An 18473-nucleotide genomic window follows, 5' to 3' on the forward strand; every position below is an offset into this window, starting at 1 on the left:
CCTCCTAAACGCTACATCAGTAAGATGATTAATAATAAGCCTGATAAAAAGCCGATACTTTTCACCATTTTTTCGTATTTCATTTGTTTTTCGCAGGCATCTGCTTCTTCTCTTTCCAGATGGGAGATTGTCAGCAGGATTTGTTTTTGCTGGGAATGACGGTCATGCCTGCCGAGCGTCTCACCAAATTGTTTCATGATCTCAAACTCTCCCTGTTTGAAGGCAGTCATTTTCCAGACCTCTTTCAGGCTGTCTTCCCAAGCCGCCTTTACCGTTGTATCTGTTTCTGTCAGCTTTTTGGAAAAAGCTTCGAAAAACCAGGATAAAGGCTTGGGCATCTGGGCAGCAAGTTTTCTTGAGGCATCATGAAGCGGTGTGTGGCCGTACATGATTTCGGCCTCCAATGATTGCAAGGCGGACTTCAGCAGCCGAAGCTGCCTCGGTCGCTCACTAAGATGTCTTGAGGCTTCGAAACCTGTCCAAGTCGTCGCCAGAATAATCAATATAGCACCGATTATTTTGATCATTTATGTCACTCTCACTTTTTGGCGAACTTCTTTGCCGTTTGCTTCCCTTATTGAGGTGATGGTTCCCGGGCCAGAACTTCTTCCAAGCTCCACAAATCGATCGAAAATCCCCATCTCCAAAATTGGTTTTAAAGTTGGCCTTTTTTGAATATCTTCCAGCGAATCTCCATGTGTAGTCATAATTAATTTAATGCCTGCGTTAACTGCTTCAAGAATCGCTTCCCCGTCTTCTTTTCGGCCTATTTCATCTACAACCAGGACATCCGGGCTCATCGAGCGGATCATCATCATCATCCCCTCGGCCTTCGGGCAAGAATCCAGGATATCTACTCTAGGTCCAAATGTAAGCTGTGGAACCCCCTTCACGCACCCTGCTATTTCTGACCTCTCATCCACAATGCCAGCTTTAAGAGGGGGCAGTTTTTTTTCAGGGACCCCGCTGGATATCATCCTTGCTATATCCCTGAGCAAAGTGGTTTTTCCAGTCTGTGGCGGACCAATAATTATCGTATGTTTCCAGCCATTCTCGTAAATATATGGAAGCAACGGTTCGGCAATCCCGATTTTTTCCCTTGCAATCCGGAAATTAAAGGAAGATATGTCCCTGATTGCTTTTACAAAGCCATTTTCCAGGATCACCTTGCCTGCCAGTCCGACTCGATGACCTCCGGCAATGGTGATATAGCCACGCTTTAATTCTTCCTCCAACGTATACATTGAAAAATGCCCAAGCTTGTTCAACAGCTGGACAGCATCCTCAGGCGGAATGATATACGGCAGGAATTGTGGCTTTCCTCTTACCGTTATTTCAAGCGGCCTGTTAATCCGTATCCGCACTTCTTCCATCCCATCTTGTTCATTAGGAGGCACTGCATCCAGCAATTCGGCAATTCGTTTCGGCAAAAAAGATAAGATATCCTCCATCATTAATCCTCCTGACAATACGCTTACTTAATATGTATGCCTGCTTGGACACTTTATGACCTGCAGATTCGCGAATGGGTGATAGACAGAATTTGTTTTGTGTTTGTTTACGGATGCATCTCAGATTTATGAAATGTCAGGAACTGAAATCGCGAGGAAATAATATCGCTTTTAAACGAAAAGAATAGTAATGAAAGGAGTTGATAAAAATGAATAATGATCACCAGAAGTTCCAGAAAGCACAGAAAGCTGACCGAGCTTCCTATCTTGGGGGCGGAAGAAGTCCTAAAGAATCACCGACTAATGACACAAAATACAACAATAAGAATGACACTGACAAAGCACCGGGAGCTGGCGAATAATCTCTAGTAATCCTTATATCCATTCTTTGCTTTTTTCTATGACCGTTATTTGTTCTTCAATACCAACATAGTTATAGGTAATAGAAAAAGCAGTGTGGAGGGATTTTGGATGGTTAATGGATTGTATACAGGGTACCGTGGCAATGGAACCGGGAATGGAAGGAAAATTACCGTTAGTGGAGAAGGTTCTGTGTTCGCTGCGCCAAATCGGGCGACAGCAACGATTGGCGTGCGCACCGAAAATCAAAACCTGCAAAGCGCACAGTCTGAAAATGCAGAAAAATCTAATGCGATGTTAGCAGCCTTAAGTAGTCTTGGGATTGCAAAGGATGATATTAAAACAGCAGATTTCCGGATTGATCCCATTTATACCTATGAAGACGGCAAGCAGTTATTCCAGGGATATCGTGTTACACACCTGTACAATATCACGATCAGGAATATTGCCCAAGCAGGATTGATCATCGACACCGCTGTTGAAAATGGCGCAAACGAAATCATGAACATACAATTTTCAGTTGCAGAGCCCCAGGAGTTGTACAATAGGGCACTTTCAATGGCAGTGGTCGATTCCTACAACAAAGCTCAAACAGTAGCCCGGACTTTAGGAATCCAAACCTCCATTTCTCCTCTCTCGATTACAGAAGAAACCCAGAAAGGTTCACCCGGCCCATTCCTGGTGGCATCTTTAGATACTAGCAGCGGGAGCGGGACGCCGATAGAACCGGGTCAACTGGAAATCAAGGCGACTGTCACAGGAACATATATTAGTTCTTAAATTTTCAAAAGTCAGGCGGATAGCCTGGCTTTTTTCTGGTATAAAGAAGAAGAGTGGTTGTAAAAAATGGTTATGTAAACTTCTCCTGACACAATTTGTCTATATCCACTTTAGTTTTTTTGAGTTAAAATACCTCTATAAGTATTTTAAGGAGAGATCACCATGAAGAAAATATTCGCGGCACTCATGTTTATTTTGTTGATTACCGGCTGTTCAGGCGGAGGTTCTTATACGGATGTTTCAGTCGATGAAGCAAAAGAATTGATAGATAATGGAGAAGTTCAGGTTTTGGATGTACGTACCCCTGATGAATTCGCAGCTGGACACATTCCAGGAGCGAAATTAGTACCATTGCAGGTCATTGAGAGCATGCTTTCCGAGCTTGATCAAGACCAAAAATATCTAGTGGTCTGCCGCAGCGGCAACCGCTCCACCCAGGCAAGCGGAATCCTTGTGGAAAATGGATTCAAGAATATTTACAATATGACCGGCGGAATGAATGAGTGGAAGTTTGATATTGAGCAATAAGCAAATTATTTAAGCATCTCGGTCATCGAGATGCTTTTTTTCCATAAAAAAAACCTGCTTTTCAGCAGGTTTTTTTGATTATCGATTAAGCACGAGATACATAAGATGCATCTGTTGTGTTGATAACGAGTTTGTCGCCCTGGTTTATGAAGAAAGGAACCTGTACTGTAAGGCCAGTTTCCAATGTCGCTGACTTAGTACCGCCAGAAGAAGTGTCACCTTTAATACCTGGCTCTGTTTCTGTCACTTCAAGTTCAACAGAGTTTGGAAGCTCGACACCAAGAGTTTCGTGGCCGAATTGCATGATGTAGACTTCCATGTTTTCTTTAAGGAATTTCAATTCATATTCAATAGAAGATCCTGGCAATTCAATTTGCTCGTAAGACTCATTGTCCATGAATACGTGCTGGTCGCCGCTTGCATATAAGTACTGCATTTTGCGGTTCTCGATTTGTGCTTTTGCTACTTTTTCACCGGCGCGGAACGTTTTTTCCTGGATCGCCCCAGTACGAAGGTTGCGAAGCTTTGAGCGTACAAACGCAGCTCCTTTTCCTGGCTTAACGTGTTGGAAATCAAGTACACGCCAGATGCCATTGTCCACTTCAATCGTTAAACCTGTACGGAAATCGTTAACTGAAATCATTATTTGTCCTCCTAATGTGTCCTATAATATGATGAGTTCCTTAGTAGAATGTGTCAGTGACTCATTATGGTCTTTTGTTATAACAGTATCGTCCTCTATTCTTACTCCGCCAAGGCCAGCTATGTAGATCCCCGGCTCGACAGTCACAACCATACCAGTTTCAAGTACGGTATCAGAACGGAAAGACAGACCAGGTCCTTCATGTACTTCGAGTCCGATTCCATGGCCTGTGGAGTGGCCAAAATACTCTCCGTAGCCTTTTTCAGTGATAAAGTTGCGGGTTAGCGCATCAGCTTCCCTTCCTGTCATGCCTGGCTTAATGCCTGCCATTCCACGGAGCTGGGCTTCTAAGACGATATCATAGATTTCCCTAAGCTTGTCTGAAGGGCTGCCTACAGCTAATGTACGGGTAATATCCGATACATACCCATTATAATAGGCACCATAATCAAGGGTGACGAAGTCTCCTGTTTCGATCACCTTGTCACTTGCTACTCCGTGCGGAAGTGCTGAACGATAGCCTGAAGCTACAATAATATCGAATGAAGAAGATGTTGCTCCCTGTTTTCTCATGAAGAATTCCAGTTCATTAGATACTTCCAGCTCTGTCCTGCCCGGACGGATAAACTCAATTATATGTGTAAACGCAGCATCTGCGATGGCTGCTGCTTCCTTTAATATCTTAATCTCTGAATCAGTCTTAATCAAGCGTAACTTTTCAATTTCGCCTGATACGGGCACTAGTTCTGCTTCCACGCCCTTATCAAAGGTTTTATAAGCAGAATATGTAACATGATTTTCTTCAAAGCCAAGTTTTTTGATCCCCAACTTTTTAGCCTGCTCTGCAACCTCGTCCTGAATCAGCCCTTTATGCAGGACGACTTCATAGCCTTCGCATTGTTTCGCAGCCTGCTCAGTATACCTGAAATCCGTAATGAATAATGCTTTTTCGGCACTGATCAGCACCATGCCTGCAGAACCAGTGAACCCTGTCATATATCTGCGGTTGTAATCACTGGTGACCAGCATTCCATCGATTCCGAGTCTTTGAAAGCTCTCACGTAATTTTTGAATTTTCTCCATAAACCTATTCCTCCCCTTCTGCACCTCTTTTGAATGCTTCAAGCGCCAATTCATAGCCAAGAAAGCCTAGACCGGCAATCTGCCCAGCAGACACTGGAGCAATCACCGACTTGTGCCTGAAGTCCTCTCTTTGATAAACATTGGAAATATGTACTTCGATAACGGGACAATCAATTCCTGCAATCGCATCCCTGATACCATAACTATAATGCGTGAAAGCCCCAGGGTTAAAAATAATGCCATCTATATCAGTGTCTTCTGCCTCATGGAGTTTGTCAATCAGTTCTCCTTCATGATTCGATTGAAAGCAAATAACCTCAACCTGGCTTTCCGCACCAAGCTGGATCATTCGTTCTTCCAGATCCTTCAAAGTTCTGGCACCGTAAATCCCTGGCTCTCTTTTTCCCAAACGATTCAAATTTGGACCGTTGAGCATAAGTATTTTTTTCATGGCAGGCTCCCGTAAAAAAAGAATGTTCAATAAGAACATTCTATCATAATTGATTTCCTTAAAACTACCGTGAGAGCCTTAAGAGGTAACTTCCTCCTGATTTTTTTCACTGTTGCGATTTTCATTTTCCTCATATGATATTGAATAACCAACAAACACACCATACAGAACATAAAAGCAAATTGATGTAATTAACGTGTTCCTTGACAGGTCCCAGAAGGGTTTAATTCCAGGAAAAAGCGGATTGAGAACATAAAAAACAAGGAAGAACAGCGCCAGCCCAAATGCTGCACCAGCCCAAATGGATTTTAGCTTTCTCATTGCTGCATAGTACACAAGTGCCGCACCAGTTGAAAAAAGACCAATCGCGATAATGGAAATGACTGTACCCAGCCATTGCTCCTTCCAATCTCCCAATGCCCATGGCTCAAGAATGACATTTGGACGGATTTCTGTAAAGTTGAAGATATAAGCTAAATAGGCAAGCGCACTCCAAAAAATCCCTCCAAATAACCCGGTGACTATGCTCATCGTGATAAAAGACATTGGTTTTTCTCTTTGATTTTGTTCAAGGTTTTCATGATTTTCTGCCATTAGTTGCACCTCCACCGTTAGTATGTCCCGGACTGACCAATCAATTGCACATCAGGAAAAATTGTTCAGGAAGCAACCTTCATATAGAGGTTTGTGCAAATTTTTAGTAAAATGAAACTAACAGAACAAATCGACCGAATAATCTTGAAAATGCAAATCACTCGTTTAAAGCACTTTTAAAAAGGAAAAAGTAGCAGGAGAAGAGTATAAAATCGGAGAATTTGTATAAAGTAATCGTTGGCAAGTTTAAAAGCGGGAATAATTGCTCATGATGCTAGTAGGGAGGTGGCTTTCAATGAATCGTGCTTCTAAATATATTGTTTCAGGACTGATCGTTCTTGCAATCTTTGGTTTTGCCTTTCAGTTATTTACCGATCCTTTAAGTATCCTTACCATGCTTGCAACAATCGCCCTGGTTGGTGCCTTAATTTATTTCCTCGTGACTCGCTTGACAAGTTCAAGCTCAGGACGGCAACAGCAGCGTGCATTTCAAAAAGCAGCAAAGCGGTCTAAAAAGCGGTTCCAGACAAAAGATACTAATGTCTCCTCTAAACGTTCAAAAATAAGGTCGCTCGCATCCGCTCGCAACAAAAAGAAGGATGCGTCACATTTAACGGTCATAGACGGTAAAAAGGGCAGAAAAAAAAATCGGGCTTCGTTTTAAGCTCGATTTTTGTGTTTTATAAAGTTAATAACACCAAGATTTAAAAAACTTCTCCGCGCTCTTTTGGCCCAGGTCGATCAATTCTTGTTTCTTTTCATCCGAAAGCTGGAATTCAGTAGTCAAGTTCCCTTCCGTCGGAATGAAAATGATATTCTTTTCATGTTTCCTTGAGATATACCGGGAGTCATGGGCATCCTTCATCGTTTCAAACAAAGCTTCGAACATTTGAAGTGCATTCTTGATTTTGTTGGTAGGCTGCTGGATCAAATTCTGGCTGAGCTTGACACCAAGTACAGGACGGACTTTTTTTACATTATCCTTATCAAATAACCACATTGGAAAATTACTTAGCACTCCTCCATCTACTACAATATTCATGCCGACTCGATCACGCAGCTTTACCGGTTCGAAGAAGAATGGGAGACTGCAGCTCATCCTGATTGCTCTCGCTACTGGGAAAGTCCTTGGATCAACACCATATTTCGGAAGATCATCTGGCAGAATCAGCAGCCTGCCATTGGTGAGGTCTGACGCGATAATTCTTAATGCATCAGGGGCAAGGTCACCAAAAGTGCGCAAACCTCTGGCAGCAAGCTTTTCACCTATCCAGCACTCCAATTCGTCCCCTTTATAGAGTCCCAGCCGCCAGTATACAAAAAGCCATTTCGTCAAAGCTGATGGGATGATCGTTTTCCTTGAGTCGAGAAATTTTTTCAGGTCAAGATCATCCAAGATGCCGGCCATTTCAGTGCTGGTATATCCAGCTGCAAGCAGGCCGGCAATCAATGAACCCGCACTGGTCCCTGCGACCCTCTTAAAACGGAATCCCCGCTCTTCTATTGCCGCACAGGCACCAACCAATGCCAATCCTTTGATTCCTCCGCCGGAAAAAACGCCGTCAATATACATATGAGCCACTCCCGTCGATGTAATCCCATCTTTACATCTTTAAGCGCTTCATTTGTAAAATAGTACGGCGTACAAGTTAAAAAATTTGTGCTTATGTGAAATATTGAATCTCTGCTTCTGGAAAAAACGAATGAATATATCCTCGAATTGTTTCTTCAAGATCCTTCGCTTCATCCTTCTGGTAGACGTACTTACCAATACCGTAACGTCCCCACTTATACTTTCGCTTCTCTTCATCCATTTCAAGCTTGGATTTAGGATATCTTTTTTGGATCACATTTTTAGCCGGCTTTGTGAAACGGTGCTGGATGAGCTCAAAGCTAAGGCCTGTCAGGTCGATTCCTTCTAGGGAATGGCTGAGTCTCTCAAATAACTCATGATAACCCTCCCTCCATCCTTCATGGATATAGATTGGCGCAACAATGAAGCCAAGCGGGTATCCGGCGTTCGCCACCTTTCTTGCCGCCTCCAGTCTTTCATCAAAGGATGATGTCCCAGGTTCAAAGTTCTTGATCACATAGCGGGCATTGACGCTGAATCGAAATCTTGTTTTGCCGTTATGCTTTGCATCGAGCAGGTGATCGACATGATGGTACTTTGTTACAAATCTTAATTGCCCATATTCCGACTCCCCGAAAAATTCGATTGTTTTCTTTAATGCATGGGTTAAATGGTCAATCCCAACAATATCCGAAGTACATGCGGCTTCAAATCTGGTGATTTCCGGTTTTCTTTCATCCATGTACTTTTGTGCCTGCTCGAAAATTTCATCGAGATTCACATAAGTGCGGATATAAGGTTTACTGCCAAGTGTGGTCTGCAGGTAACAATAATGGCAATGGCCCATGCAGCCAGTAGCAAGCGGAATCGCATATTCTGCGGACGGCTTCGAGGTATCAAATTTCAAAGTTTTCCTGATACCGACAACGAGAGTTGATTTAGCATTCCGGTATTGCTGCAGTTCATTGTCGCCTGGGATGCCGCGCACCTGGTTATGCGAGGTCGTTTCCCTGATCTCCAGCCCCATCTTTTCGAATTTCTCCTTTAGCTCCCGCCCAAGCGGGTATTCCAAAGCCCTTGGCTCAATATATACAAGCTGTGGTACAAAAGCTTTCATAAGTCATTTCCTCATTTCATTCCATTAGTCAGTATTGTTAGTATGGGCAGAAATGAAAAAAGAGGATGGAAAAAATATTTCCATCCTCTTTGAGGTTTATTATAATCCACACTTTAGCTGTGCGTTACAGTTTGTGCATGTGTTGCAGCCGCCGATTTCTTTTACTTCACCTTTGCGGCAGACAGGGCATGTATTGCCGACTTCAGAGCCGATCGTTACGTTGGTAGAACGTAATTCATTAATCGTGTCGACAAGGACAACATGCTGTTTTTGCTTTTCTTTCTTGTCGATTTCCTCTTCCATCGTGTTTTCTTCCGCTTTGAGCGTCAATACTTGAGAATCGCGGGAGCCGTCTACATAAACTGTTCCGCCCTTCGCTCCGCCTTTATAAAGGCGCTCATATACCTTTTCAACCTGCTCTACGCTGTAGCCCTTCGGCGCGTTGACCGTCTTGCTGATCGAACTGTCAATCCAGCGCTGGATGACACATTGTACATCAGCATGAGCTTCAGGCGCCAATTCCATCGCTGAAACAAACCAATTCGGCAGGTTCTCAGGATCAGCATCCGGATTGCGGTCAAGATATTCCTGAACGATGTCCGCCTTCACTTCAATGAACTTGCCAAGACGGCCGCTGCGGAAATAGGAGAAGCTGAAGTAAGGCTCAAGTCCTGTTGAGACGCCAACCATTGTACCAGTGCTCACTTTTGTTACTCTCTATTCTAAAATAGAGGGCGGGATTATCAGTACCCGCTCCATATGTCGCCATATGGGTCAGACTATATCATCAACCACATGATTTTTTGAGTGTCTCTTACGGTGACATGGATATTCACAAAGTGTAACCAAATTCGATAATTGGTTTGCTTGTTTTCAGTCCCCATTAAAATCGCGAAAAAGCCTTATATGATGAACAGAAAGCTCTTGACCGTATTGTTCCTCTGTAATACCACAATCTTGACAGGTATAATGATCTCGTTTTCTAGCTTTTCTTCGTTGACTTAACCAGTTCGGACCATAATAGTTTATTTCTCCACCCATCCAAGTTCCACTATTTTCACCTGCGAACATCTTACTCTCTGCATAAAACTGCCCCATACAATTTACCGAACAAAAATTAAAAGTAGTTATTTCCGAAGGTTTTTTCTCAATTCCTTGTCCACAATTAGCACAATTTGTTTTAACCCTTCGTCGATAATCTTTCTTACCTCTAATTCCATTCGCTTTACCTAAACAGCTTTTGGAACAATATTTAGCTGATATTTCTCTATTCTTGGGTACAGTAAATGTTTTTTCACAGATTGGGCAGGTAAGAGTCACCTGTTTTTTTAAATGTTGGTTAATCTTATGTCCATTTTTTAATTGGAAAGTTGTTTTGCACTCACGATCACAAAAAGTCCTTTTGTGTATTTCACTTGGTTTTCTGAGTAGCTCCTTCCCACAGTTAGAGCAGCAAACCCTTTTTTTACGTGAGAATTCTTTCCAAAACGCAGGTGGGTTTTTAAGTTGGTATTGGGTTTTACATGAACGAGAACAATATTTTTTTCGGTCAAAATGACTAGGCTTAACAATAATGTCGTTTCCGCAATTTAAACACTGCTTTATCATCTTGAGCACCCCCTCTTATTATATCACACAATAAGAACAGGTGTTCGATTGGTTGCTCGGCATGTAGTCGTTGAGGGGTCAGCCACGACTTCCCTGCGGATTGTCTGGTAGGTATTCATCCAACACTCCTGCATTTTTACCAGTTACATGGACTGGCTAAGTCCTGGTAGCAAGAGATACGCCAGAGTTTCCCGCATATAGCCAAGTTTACGCTACATTCTTACGAATATAGGGGGCAAGCAATTTACCCGTTGGAGCAACAGTCAGCAAGTGCGAGTTACGAATCCCGTTTTCAAGGATCGATTCGCGAATATCTTCAGGCATTTTCTTCATGAAACCAGTGTTCGTGAATGCCTGGCGAAGTCTGTTTGTTTCTTTTTCTGAATCTGCTTTTAGGAATGGGAAGCTGCCTTTTTCCTTTCCAAGTTCAACAGATGCACGGTAAGCCGAAGTCGCAATTGTTTCAAATACTTTATCAACAAGCTGGTTTCCTTCTTCAGAACCGTATTCTGTTTCACAGTAGATCAGAAGGTCGTGAAGTCCCATGACACCAAGACCAACACGGCGTTCACCTAAAGCTTGTCTCTTATTATCTTCAAGGAAGTAAGGAGTCGCATCGATAACATTGTCTTGCATGCGCACCCCTACTTCTACAGTACGCTTCAATTTTTCAAAGTTAACTGTCTTTGTATCCTTGTCCGCCATTTCCGCAAGGTTCACGGCAGCGAGGTTACAGACAGAATTTGGTGCGAGAGGCTGTTCCCCACATGGGTTAGTAGCTACAACCTTCTGTCCATATGCCTGTGCGTTTGTCATGTCGTTGGCATTGTCGATGAAGAAGATGCCTGGTTCAGCTGAGTATGTCGCACAGATATTGATCAGGTTCCATAATTCTTTCGCTTTAATTTTTCTATAGGTACGCACTTTGTATCCGAGCTTTTCCCACTCGCGAACGTCACCGATTTTATGCCATTCTTCGTTATAAACCTTCATTGTCTCAGCATCATAGCTTTCAACATCAGGGAAGCGAAGGTCATAATCAGCATCGTTATCAACTGCGTCCATGAAATCCTTTGTCAGAGTGACTGAAATATTTGCGCCTGTAAGGAACTCTGAGTTGTGGACGGTATAAGTTCCTCCTGTTGCAAGCTTTTCTTCAGCTGCTTTGATAATATCAGCGCTGAACCCACCGTAACCCGGGATGCTCTTGTAATTAACGATACCCTGGTACATAGCTTCTTCCTGCAAAGTCAGCGGTGTAAATTTCAGCTTTTCCTTCGCCATTTTCTTGATTGACTCATCGTTTGTGTTTTCAATCAGGAAGCGAAGGATCCTTGGGTTCTGCATTTTTGAAATGATGAATTCTACAATGTCAGGATGCCACGTACATACCGTTCCTTTCGGAATATTTCGCTGCAATGCAGCCGGACTAGACTATATCATCACCCTCAGCATAATCTGTTAGGGGCCGGGCGCTTGTGAGAGTTTATTGTTGGGACTCACTCTCTAGTCGTTGAACCTTCGCCATTACCTTTGCCCAATGACGCTTGGCTGCAGATTGTCCAATGCAAGCAATTTTTAGGCCCTCACGCTCACCGTTTCCAGTCACGTTGTGGCTTGCCTGCCTCTAAGGAGTTCCCTGCAATTCACCCGATTTTCTAGCCGTTCATTTTCTGAACGACGCGGACTAGTGCATCTATAAAGTTACTTTCTTTACCATAAGTTTTTTCATGACAGTTTCTACAGAGTGTAATTCCATTGTTTAAAAGAAATTGCTTTTCAGGGAAAAGCTTTTTGGGATAAATATGGTGAGCAGCAATATCTCTAGAGTTTGAGTTGCAACCAGGCATCTTACACCTAAAGTTATCACGAGTATATACTTTTTTACGCCATTCCTTATAGAGTGCAGAATCAGTTATATCAATTGTTTCCACTCTATTTTCTTTAAGGTAATTCTTATAACAGGTATAAGTACAAAACCTTTTACCTGAACGAGAATATCCTGAGCGCACCCTTTCAGTAGTTTTTCCACATTGAAAGCATTCAAAGTATACACGTTTCTTTATCCTAGTCGCCTTTATTTTCTCTAGGGAAACTGGAGTATGTTTTGTTCCTCTCCTTGGAGCACCTTTATCAATTTCATTATGGCCCCTAAGCTCCCATCCAAAGAAAAGAATCCGATCTAAAATTGTTGAATAACTTACCCCTAATTCATTAGCAAGTACAGTATATCCCTTTCTTTTAACAATGTATTCTTCATAAAGCCAATCACGATTATCGTATATCTCATTGCCTAGTTTGATTGGTTTTTTCCTAATACCCAACCTTCTAAGCCTTGATTTGATTGTCGTACTTGGCAGCCCTGTTTCTTCAGCTATCTCTTTTAAGCTCATTTTGTCATGAATATACTTTTGATAAAGATATTCTCTGGTCAGATTCATGAAACGCCCTCCTATAAACGAACGTTTGTTCTCATGCTAATCTTACCAGTTATAACTTAGAATGTCATTTAGTTAATCCGCCAGCATAATCATTTGTGCACCACGTCTTGACCCGCCCTGCTCTACTAAATGTGTCAGCTTGGCAATGTCATCAAGCCATGAGACCGATCCGGATGATTTTCCGTTTACACCTCTTGCCAGTGTGTTGCGCGGTCTTAGTGTCGAACCGTTCGTTCCAACCCCTCCGCCGCGGCTCATGATTTCCATGACCTGTTTGCGGTGCTCAGAAATCCCTTCGCGTGAATCTTTTACAAAAGGCATTACATAGCAGTTGAAGTAGGTAACGTCTGTTTCTGCGCCTGCTCCGTATAGGACACGGCCTGCCGGGATGAAGTTCATCGATACTAGCTCTTGGTAGAACTTCTCGAACCACTCCTGGCGCTTTTCTTCGGTTTTTTCAACAGCTGCAAGCCCTGTTGCATTTCGTTTCGCGATTTGCTCGTAGAATACTTCCAGCGGCTTTTCAATTACGTCCAGTGAACGTTTGATCACGCCGGTCGCAGCTTCTTCAGGATCATCAAGCACCCCGCGGAATTCCTCATCTACAAGCACTTTAGCTGTTTTGTTCTCCCAATCAATATCTAGTATGAATCCAAGTCCACGGGCAGGGAACTTTGGATCCTCTTTGATGGTGAGAACCACGAAATCACCATTTGATAGAGTAATTTTTTCAGTGTCTTTAAAAGTATAGCGGTCCAGCATGACTAATCGGGAGACGCCTTTGTGTGTTAGTTTCATGTCAGATGTAATCGGGTGAACCTGCGGGAACAGCTTAATATCTTTGTTCAGGCTTTCTACATCCAGGCTCATTTTTTGTCCAATAGTTACAGACATTTCTACAACTCCTTCTAAGGTTTTAAATCTTATCTCTAATGTATTACTAGAAGTATGTAATTCTAGCTGCATTTTTGAATTACCCTTACGTTATCATATTGAAACATCAAAAATCAATATATAGTGTATTTTAAATTTTCGACAACACTATATATGGTGTTTAGGTCATGTGATAAAGATTTTGTCAAACATGAAAACTATTAAAAAATCGAGTTATTTAGAGAGAACGATAGAATATCTTCAGTAAATGATAAAAAACAACAAATTTCGAGGGTTGCACTTTTTCTAAATCTCAAAAGCCTAGAAAATACTGGATAAAAACAAAAAAAGCGGGTAATCCGCTTTTAAAAAATTTTTTATCTTTTAAAATTCCACTCATCAGATTCGTACTTATTTTTGGCCAATTCATTTACATAATTCAGCTCTTCATCACTTAAAGTGTATGGCTCCAAAATAATTCCCAGGCCATCCTCAAAACCTTCCTTAAATGCTTTTTTCGCTTCTTCAAGATTAATTTTGCGGCTGCTGATCTCATTGATCGCTACTGCCTTAGTCTTGAAGGCTCGCTGCATTCTTTCTTTGACTCTGTCATTCGGATACTTGAATAAGCTGAAAAGTTTATCCTCATCCAAATCGAGCAAAATGGAACCATGCTGAAGGATAACCCCTTTTTGCCGGGTCTGGGCGCTGCCGGCCACTTTACGTCCTTCAACAACAAGCTCATACCAGCTTGGTGCATCGAAACAAACTGCAGACCGCGGGTTTTTTAACGCTTCTTTATCAGCAGAAGTTTTTGGTACGGCAAAATAAGCTTCGAGACCTAACTTCTGGAATCCCTGTAATATGCCTTCAGATATAACCCTGTAAGCTTCTGTTACTGTCTTTGGCATTTCTGGGTGTTGTTCAGTAACGATTACGCTGTATGTAAGTTCATGTTCATGTAGAACGCCCCGGCCGCCAGTAGGTCTCCTTACAAAACCAAGACCGTGCTGCTTCACAGCCTCCATATCAATTTCTCTTTCAATCTTTTGGAAATAGCCAACAGAAAGTGTCGCCGGGTTCCATCCATAAAAACGGACCACTGGAGGAATTTTTCTTGCACCATGCCAATCAAGCAAGGCCTCATCAAGTGCCATATTGAACGAAGGTGAACAGTCTCCTGAATCAATAAATCCCCATACCTCTTTATTCATACAAGTTTAACCCCATTTAAAAAATAGTTTAAAGCTAAGATTTTTTTAGTCTAACAAAATAAATTTCAAAAGCAAAGCAAGTTGATTTAAAGAAATTTACTAATTTCCTTTGCTCTCTGACATGAAGGCTTATATAATTATAAGTGGCTCAGCTAAGCTTGAAAGGAGAAATATGTTTTGGATACACTTATCTTTTTAATCGTCCTGACAGTTGCGGTAATTCTATACTCTGTGTTTATGTATTTCCGCCAGAAGAAAATCCTCAAGACCCTGACAGAGGAAGAATTCAAAGCTGGTTATCGTAAAGCGCAATTGATTGATGTCCGTGAACCGAATGAATTCGCCGGTGGACACATTTTAGGCGCCAGAAATATCCCGCTTACCCAACTTAAGACTCGCCTGAAGGAAATCAGGCCGGACAAGCCGGTCTACCTTTATTGCCAGAGCGGTTCCCGCAGCGGACGTGCTGCACAGCTGCTATACAAAAAAGGCTATAAAGACCTTAATCATCTTCAAGGCGGCTTCAAAAAATGGGGCGGCAAAGTCAAAGCTAAGTAAGCTATATTCCCATAAAATTACCCCTCAGCATAACTGCTGGGGGGTTTAGCTTTTTAAAATCGCAGCATTCTTTTCGGTTGGCATATTTTTTTTAAATGTCTGATACCCTTCAGGTTCGGACAGCTTTTCGCTGTTTCCCTTCAAACCTGTCTGAAGTTGCACCAAGTTAGGACAGCTTTCCTCTGTTTCCCTTCAAACCTGTCTGAAGTTGCACCAAGTTCGGACAGCTTTCCTCTGTTTCCCTCTAAACCTGTCTGAAGTCACGCCAGGTTCGGACAGCTTTTCGCTGTTTCCCTCCAAACCTGTCTGAAGTCACCCTACATACATCACCACAATAGAATCACCACAAAACAAAGTCCTGCCAATAACAAAACTGGCAGGACCTTCTATCGTTCTATTCAGCTTTCTGGTAGCGCAGGATTGGCTTCCTTGCAGCTGTTGTTTCATCCAGACGGCCTACAACTGTGGAGTGTGGCGCTTCCTGGACGATTTCTGGATTTTCTTCTGCTTCCTTGGCGATCTGGATCATCGCGTCAATGAAAACATCGAGTGTTTCCTTGGATTCTGTTTCTGTCGGCTCAATCATGATCGCTTCTTCTACATTCAACGGGAAGTAGATGGTTGGCGGATGATAACCGAAATCAAGCAGGCGTTTTGCGATGTCCAATGTGCGGACGCCAAGCTTCTTCTGACGCTTGCCGCTTAGGACGAATTCGTGCTTGCAATGCCTGTTGAAAGGCAGGTCATAATACTCTGCTAGTCTTCTCATCATATAGTTCGCGTTCAGCACAGCATACTCTGTAACGGCCTTCAAGCCATCAGGACCCATTGTGCGGATATACGTATATGCACGGACATTGATGCCGAAATTTCCGTAGAAAGGCTTAACCCTTCCGATTGACTGCGGACGGTCGTAATCGAACTTATAAACGTCATCCTGCTTTGTCACGATTGGCTTTGGAAGGAATGGAATCAAATCTGCTTTTACACCGACTGGTCCTGAACCAGGTCCGCCGCCGCCGTGAGGGCCTGTGAATGTCTTATGAAGGTTCAAGTGAACGACATCGAAGCCCATATCGCCAGGGCGTGCCTTGGACATAACAGCATTCAGGTTGGCTCCATCATAGTAAAGCTTTCCGCCTGCACCGTGGACAATCTCTGCCATCTCGAGAATGTTTTCTTCGAATAAGCCAAGTGTGTTCGGGTTGGTCAGCATTAGTGCAGCTGTATCTTCCCCGACAACCTTCTTAAGGTCTTCTAAATCAACCAGACCGTTTTCATCCGATTTTACAGTGATTGTTTCAAAACCAGCCACTGTTGCCGAAGCTGGATTGGTTCCGTGCGCTGAGTCAGGAACGATGACTTTCGTACGGTTGTGATCGCCGTTTGCTTCATGATATGCACGGATCATCATCAAGCCCGTCCATTCACCGTGTGCACCGGCTGCCGGCTGAAGGGTAACTTCATCCATACCAGTGATCTCAATAAGATGTTCCTGAAGGTCGTACATCAATTCAAGAGCACCCTGGACAGAGCTTTCATCCTGCAATGGATGCAAATGGGCAAAGCCGTTGAAGCGTGCCACATTTTCATTCATCTTAGGATTGTATTTCATCGTACATGATCCAAGCGGATAGAACCCGGAATCTACACCGTGGTTGCGCTTCGACAATGCTGTGTAATGGCGCATGATATCAAGCTCGGAAGCTTCAGGAAGTTCTGGTTCCTCTTCGCGCAGGAAACCTTCTGGCAAAAGTTCTGATAAATCTGTTTCCGGAACATCCATCTCCGGAAGGCTATAGCCGACACGGCCTGGTGTGCTTAATTCAAAAATGAGTGGCTGATCTTCCTTATGCATTGATATCCCCCATTTCCTTTACAAATGTATCAATTTCTTCTTTAGTTCTTAACTCTGTAACCGCAACAAGCATATGGTTTTCTAGACTGGAATCATCACGTTCCAGGTCATAACCGCCGATGATGCCCTTTTCAAGCAGCTTTTGATTTACTTCTTTTACTGGTTTATTCAGCTTGACGACGAACTCATTGAAAGTAGATCCTTCAAATGCGATTTCAAAGCCGTTCTCTTTGAAAGCCTTTTTCGCATAATGAGCTTTTTGGATATTGGCAACAGCCATTTCACGAACGCCTTTTTTGCCAAGAGCCGTCATTGCTACTGAAGCAGCAAGAGCATTCAAGGCCTGGTTCGAACAAATATTGGATGTCGCTTTATCACGGCGGATATGCTGTTCCCTCGCCTGAAGCGTCAATACGAATCCGCGGCGTCCCTGGTCATCCTTCGTCTGGCCGACAAGTCTGCCCGGAACCTTTCTCATGAGCTTTCCAGAAACAGCGAAGTATCCGCAGTGAGGGCCGCCGAATGCTGTCGGGATCCCGAATGGCTGGGCGTCTCCGGTAACAATATCAGCACCGAACTTACCTGGAGGCGTCAATGCACCTAATGCAAGAGGGTTGCTGGATACGACGAACAATGATTTATTTTCATGTGTGATTTCTTCGATTTCCTTCATCGGCTCAATGCCGCCGAAGAAGTTTGGATACTGGACAATAACAGCAGCGATTTCTTCACTTGCCATATCCTTAAGTGCTTCAAGGTCAGTAACTCCATTCTTGTGAGGCACTTCCACAACATCGATGTACTGGCCCTTTGCATAGCTCCGGACTACATCCTTGTATTCTGGGTGCACAGCACTTGAAACCAACACTTTCTTTCTTCTGGTATGGCCTGCGCTAAGCATCGCCGCTTCAGCCAACGCTGTGCCGCCGTCATACATGGATGAATTCGCTACTTCCATGCCAGTCAATTCACAAATCATTGTCTGGAATTCAAAGATAGCCTGAAGTTCACCCTGAGAGATTTCTGGCTGATATGGTGTATAGGCAGTGTAAAACTCTGAACGCGAAAGGACATGGTCAACAATTACGGGAATGTAATGGTCATAGACACCTGCACCGATAAATGAAGAATTCATTTTCAAATCAGCATTTTTCGCAGCCATCTGTGCCAGCTCTTTCATTAATGCTGTTTCAGACTTGGCTGGTTTAATGTTGTATTCTCCGGCAAAACGGACTTTTTCAGGAATGTCGCTGAACAATTCATCAATCGATGAAACCCCGATGCTTTCCAACATAGCGTTTTTATCACTTTCAGTCAGCGGTAAATAGCGATGCTTCATAA

The 18473-nt window shown here is 43.1% G+C and carries 18 protein-coding genes and 3 pseudogenes; 5 read left to right on the plus strand and 16 right to left on the minus strand.

Annotation, left to right across the window (positions count from 1 at the left end; translation table 11 throughout):
* Positions 1 to 11: 11 nt before the first annotated feature.
* Both spoIIIAB and spoIIIAA read right to left on the minus strand, forming a co-directional pair.
* The gene (spoIIIAB, locus tag FOF60_RS16885; protein WP_192470741.1) at positions 12 to 527 is read right to left on the minus strand and encodes a stage III sporulation protein SpoIIIAB; all 516 of its coding nucleotides are present in this window, start codon (positions 525 to 527) and stop codon (positions 12 to 14) included.
* On the minus strand, positions 528 to 1451 hold the full coding sequence (gene spoIIIAA, locus FOF60_RS16890) for a stage III sporulation protein AA (RefSeq protein ID WP_192470764.1): 924 nt from the start codon (positions 1449 to 1451) through the stop codon (positions 528 to 530).
* A gap of 209 nt (positions 1452 to 1660) precedes the next feature.
* Between spoIIIAA and FOF60_RS16895 the strand changes: the two genes are divergently transcribed.
* The 3 genes from FOF60_RS16895 to FOF60_RS16905 all read left to right on the plus strand — a co-directional run bounded on the left by FOF60_RS16895 (position 1661) and on the right by FOF60_RS16905 (position 3119).
* Positions 1661 to 1813 (plus strand): hypothetical protein, encoded by a 153-nt coding sequence (locus FOF60_RS16895; RefSeq protein ID WP_192470742.1) that lies wholly within the window; start codon positions 1661 to 1663, stop codon positions 1811 to 1813.
* Between the two features lie 109 nt (positions 1814 to 1922).
* Entirely contained in the window at positions 1923 to 2591 is a 669-nt protein-coding gene (locus FOF60_RS16900) for an SIMPL domain-containing protein (RefSeq protein WP_192470743.1), read from the plus strand.
* Between the two features lie 162 nt (positions 2592 to 2753).
* Positions 2754 to 3119: a rhodanese-like domain-containing protein gene (locus tag FOF60_RS16905; protein WP_192470744.1), complete on the plus strand. Its 366-nt coding sequence runs from the start codon at positions 2754 to 2756 to the stop codon at positions 3117 to 3119.
* 85 nt (positions 3120 to 3204) lie between these two features.
* On the opposite strand, the gene efp is transcribed toward FOF60_RS16905, so the two are convergent.
* From efp to FOF60_RS16925, 4 genes are all read right to left on the minus strand, one after another.
* Positions 3205 to 3762 carry an elongation factor P gene (efp, locus tag FOF60_RS16910; RefSeq protein WP_192470745.1) on the minus strand — a complete coding sequence of 186 codons (558 nt, stop codon included), beginning with the start codon at positions 3760 to 3762 and terminating at the stop codon, positions 3205 to 3207.
* A gap of 21 nt (positions 3763 to 3783) precedes the next feature.
* A complete protein-coding gene (locus tag FOF60_RS16915) occupies positions 3784 to 4845 on the minus strand; it encodes a M24 family metallopeptidase (protein ID WP_192470746.1) in 1062 nt (353 codons plus the stop codon).
* Between the two features lie 4 nt (positions 4846 to 4849).
* Complete coding sequence (aroQ, locus tag FOF60_RS16920) at positions 4850 to 5296, minus strand: type II 3-dehydroquinate dehydratase (RefSeq protein WP_192470747.1); 447 nt, start codon at positions 5294 to 5296, stop codon at positions 4850 to 4852.
* A gap of 78 nt (positions 5297 to 5374) precedes the next feature.
* The gene (locus FOF60_RS16925) at positions 5375 to 5890 is read right to left on the minus strand and encodes a YqhR family membrane protein (protein ID WP_192470748.1); all 516 of its coding nucleotides are present in this window, start codon (positions 5888 to 5890) and stop codon (positions 5375 to 5377) included.
* A 295-nt stretch (positions 5891 to 6185) separates the two neighbouring features.
* Between FOF60_RS16925 and FOF60_RS16930 the strand changes: the two genes are divergently transcribed.
* On the plus strand, positions 6186 to 6554 hold the full coding sequence (locus FOF60_RS16930) for an SA1362 family protein (RefSeq protein ID WP_192470749.1): 369 nt from the start codon (positions 6186 to 6188) through the stop codon (positions 6552 to 6554).
* Positions 6555 to 6578: 24 nt separating this feature from the next.
* Here the strand turns inward: FOF60_RS16930 and FOF60_RS16935 are convergent, their stop codons facing one another.
* The 8 genes and pseudogenes from FOF60_RS16935 to FOF60_RS16970 all read right to left on the minus strand — a co-directional run bounded on the left by FOF60_RS16935 (position 6579) and on the right by FOF60_RS16970 (position 14716).
* Positions 6579 to 7463, minus strand: a complete 885-nt coding sequence (locus tag FOF60_RS16935; RefSeq protein WP_192470750.1) for a patatin-like phospholipase family protein — start codon at positions 7461 to 7463, stop codon at positions 6579 to 6581.
* A gap of 91 nt (positions 7464 to 7554) precedes the next feature.
* Positions 7555 to 8580 carry a spore photoproduct lyase gene (gene splB, locus FOF60_RS16940; RefSeq protein ID WP_192470751.1) on the minus strand — a complete coding sequence of 342 codons (1026 nt, stop codon included), beginning with the start codon at positions 8578 to 8580 and terminating at the stop codon, positions 7555 to 7557.
* A 99-nt stretch (positions 8581 to 8679) separates the two neighbouring features.
* Positions 8680 to 9282, minus strand: a pseudogene (locus FOF60_RS16945) (ribonucleotide-diphosphate reductase subunit alpha); the annotation flags it as partial.
* A 171-nt stretch (positions 9283 to 9453) separates the two neighbouring features.
* On the minus strand, positions 9454 to 10188 hold the full coding sequence (locus tag FOF60_RS16950) for an HNH endonuclease (RefSeq protein ID WP_192470752.1): 735 nt from the start codon (positions 10186 to 10188) through the stop codon (positions 9454 to 9456).
* A gap of 207 nt (positions 10189 to 10395) precedes the next feature.
* Positions 10396 to 11571: pseudogene (locus FOF60_RS16955) on the minus strand (ribonucleotide-diphosphate reductase subunit alpha); the annotation flags it as partial.
* Positions 11572 to 11846: 275 nt separating this feature from the next.
* Positions 11847 to 12629 (minus strand): HNH endonuclease, encoded by a 783-nt coding sequence (locus FOF60_RS16960; protein ID WP_192470753.1) that lies wholly within the window; start codon positions 12627 to 12629, stop codon positions 11847 to 11849.
* A 75-nt stretch (positions 12630 to 12704) separates the two neighbouring features.
* Positions 12705 to 13523, minus strand: a pseudogene (locus FOF60_RS16965) (ribonucleotide reductase N-terminal alpha domain-containing protein); the annotation flags it as partial.
* A 356-nt stretch (positions 13524 to 13879) separates the two neighbouring features.
* Complete coding sequence (locus FOF60_RS16970) at positions 13880 to 14716, minus strand: lipoate--protein ligase family protein (protein ID WP_192470754.1); 837 nt, start codon at positions 14714 to 14716, stop codon at positions 13880 to 13882.
* A 237-nt stretch (positions 14717 to 14953) separates the two neighbouring features.
* Between FOF60_RS16970 and FOF60_RS16975 the strand changes: the two genes are divergently transcribed.
* A complete protein-coding gene (locus tag FOF60_RS16975; protein WP_192470765.1) occupies positions 14954 to 15274 on the plus strand; it encodes a rhodanese-like domain-containing protein in 321 nt (106 codons plus the stop codon).
* A gap of 394 nt (positions 15275 to 15668) precedes the next feature.
* Here FOF60_RS16975 and gcvPB read toward each other — a convergent pair whose 3' ends face one another.
* Together gcvPB and gcvPA are read right to left on the minus strand one after the other, a co-directional pair.
* Positions 15669 to 17132, minus strand: coding sequence for an aminomethyl-transferring glycine dehydrogenase subunit GcvPB (gene gcvPB, locus FOF60_RS16980; protein WP_192470917.1), 1464 nt, complete (start codon positions 17130 to 17132; stop codon positions 15669 to 15671).
* Positions 17125 to 18471 carry an aminomethyl-transferring glycine dehydrogenase subunit GcvPA gene (gene gcvPA / locus FOF60_RS16985; RefSeq protein ID WP_192470916.1) on the minus strand — a complete coding sequence of 449 codons (1347 nt, stop codon included), beginning with the start codon at positions 18469 to 18471 and terminating at the stop codon, positions 17125 to 17127. The genes gcvPB and gcvPA overlap by 8 nt, the downstream gene beginning before the upstream one ends.
* Positions 18472 to 18473 lie beyond the last annotated feature (2 nt).

Origin of the sequence: Mesobacillus jeotgali, from assembly GCF_014856545.2 — a bacterium.
Classification (GTDB): Bacteria; Bacillota; Bacilli; order Bacillales; family Cytobacillaceae; genus Mesobacillus.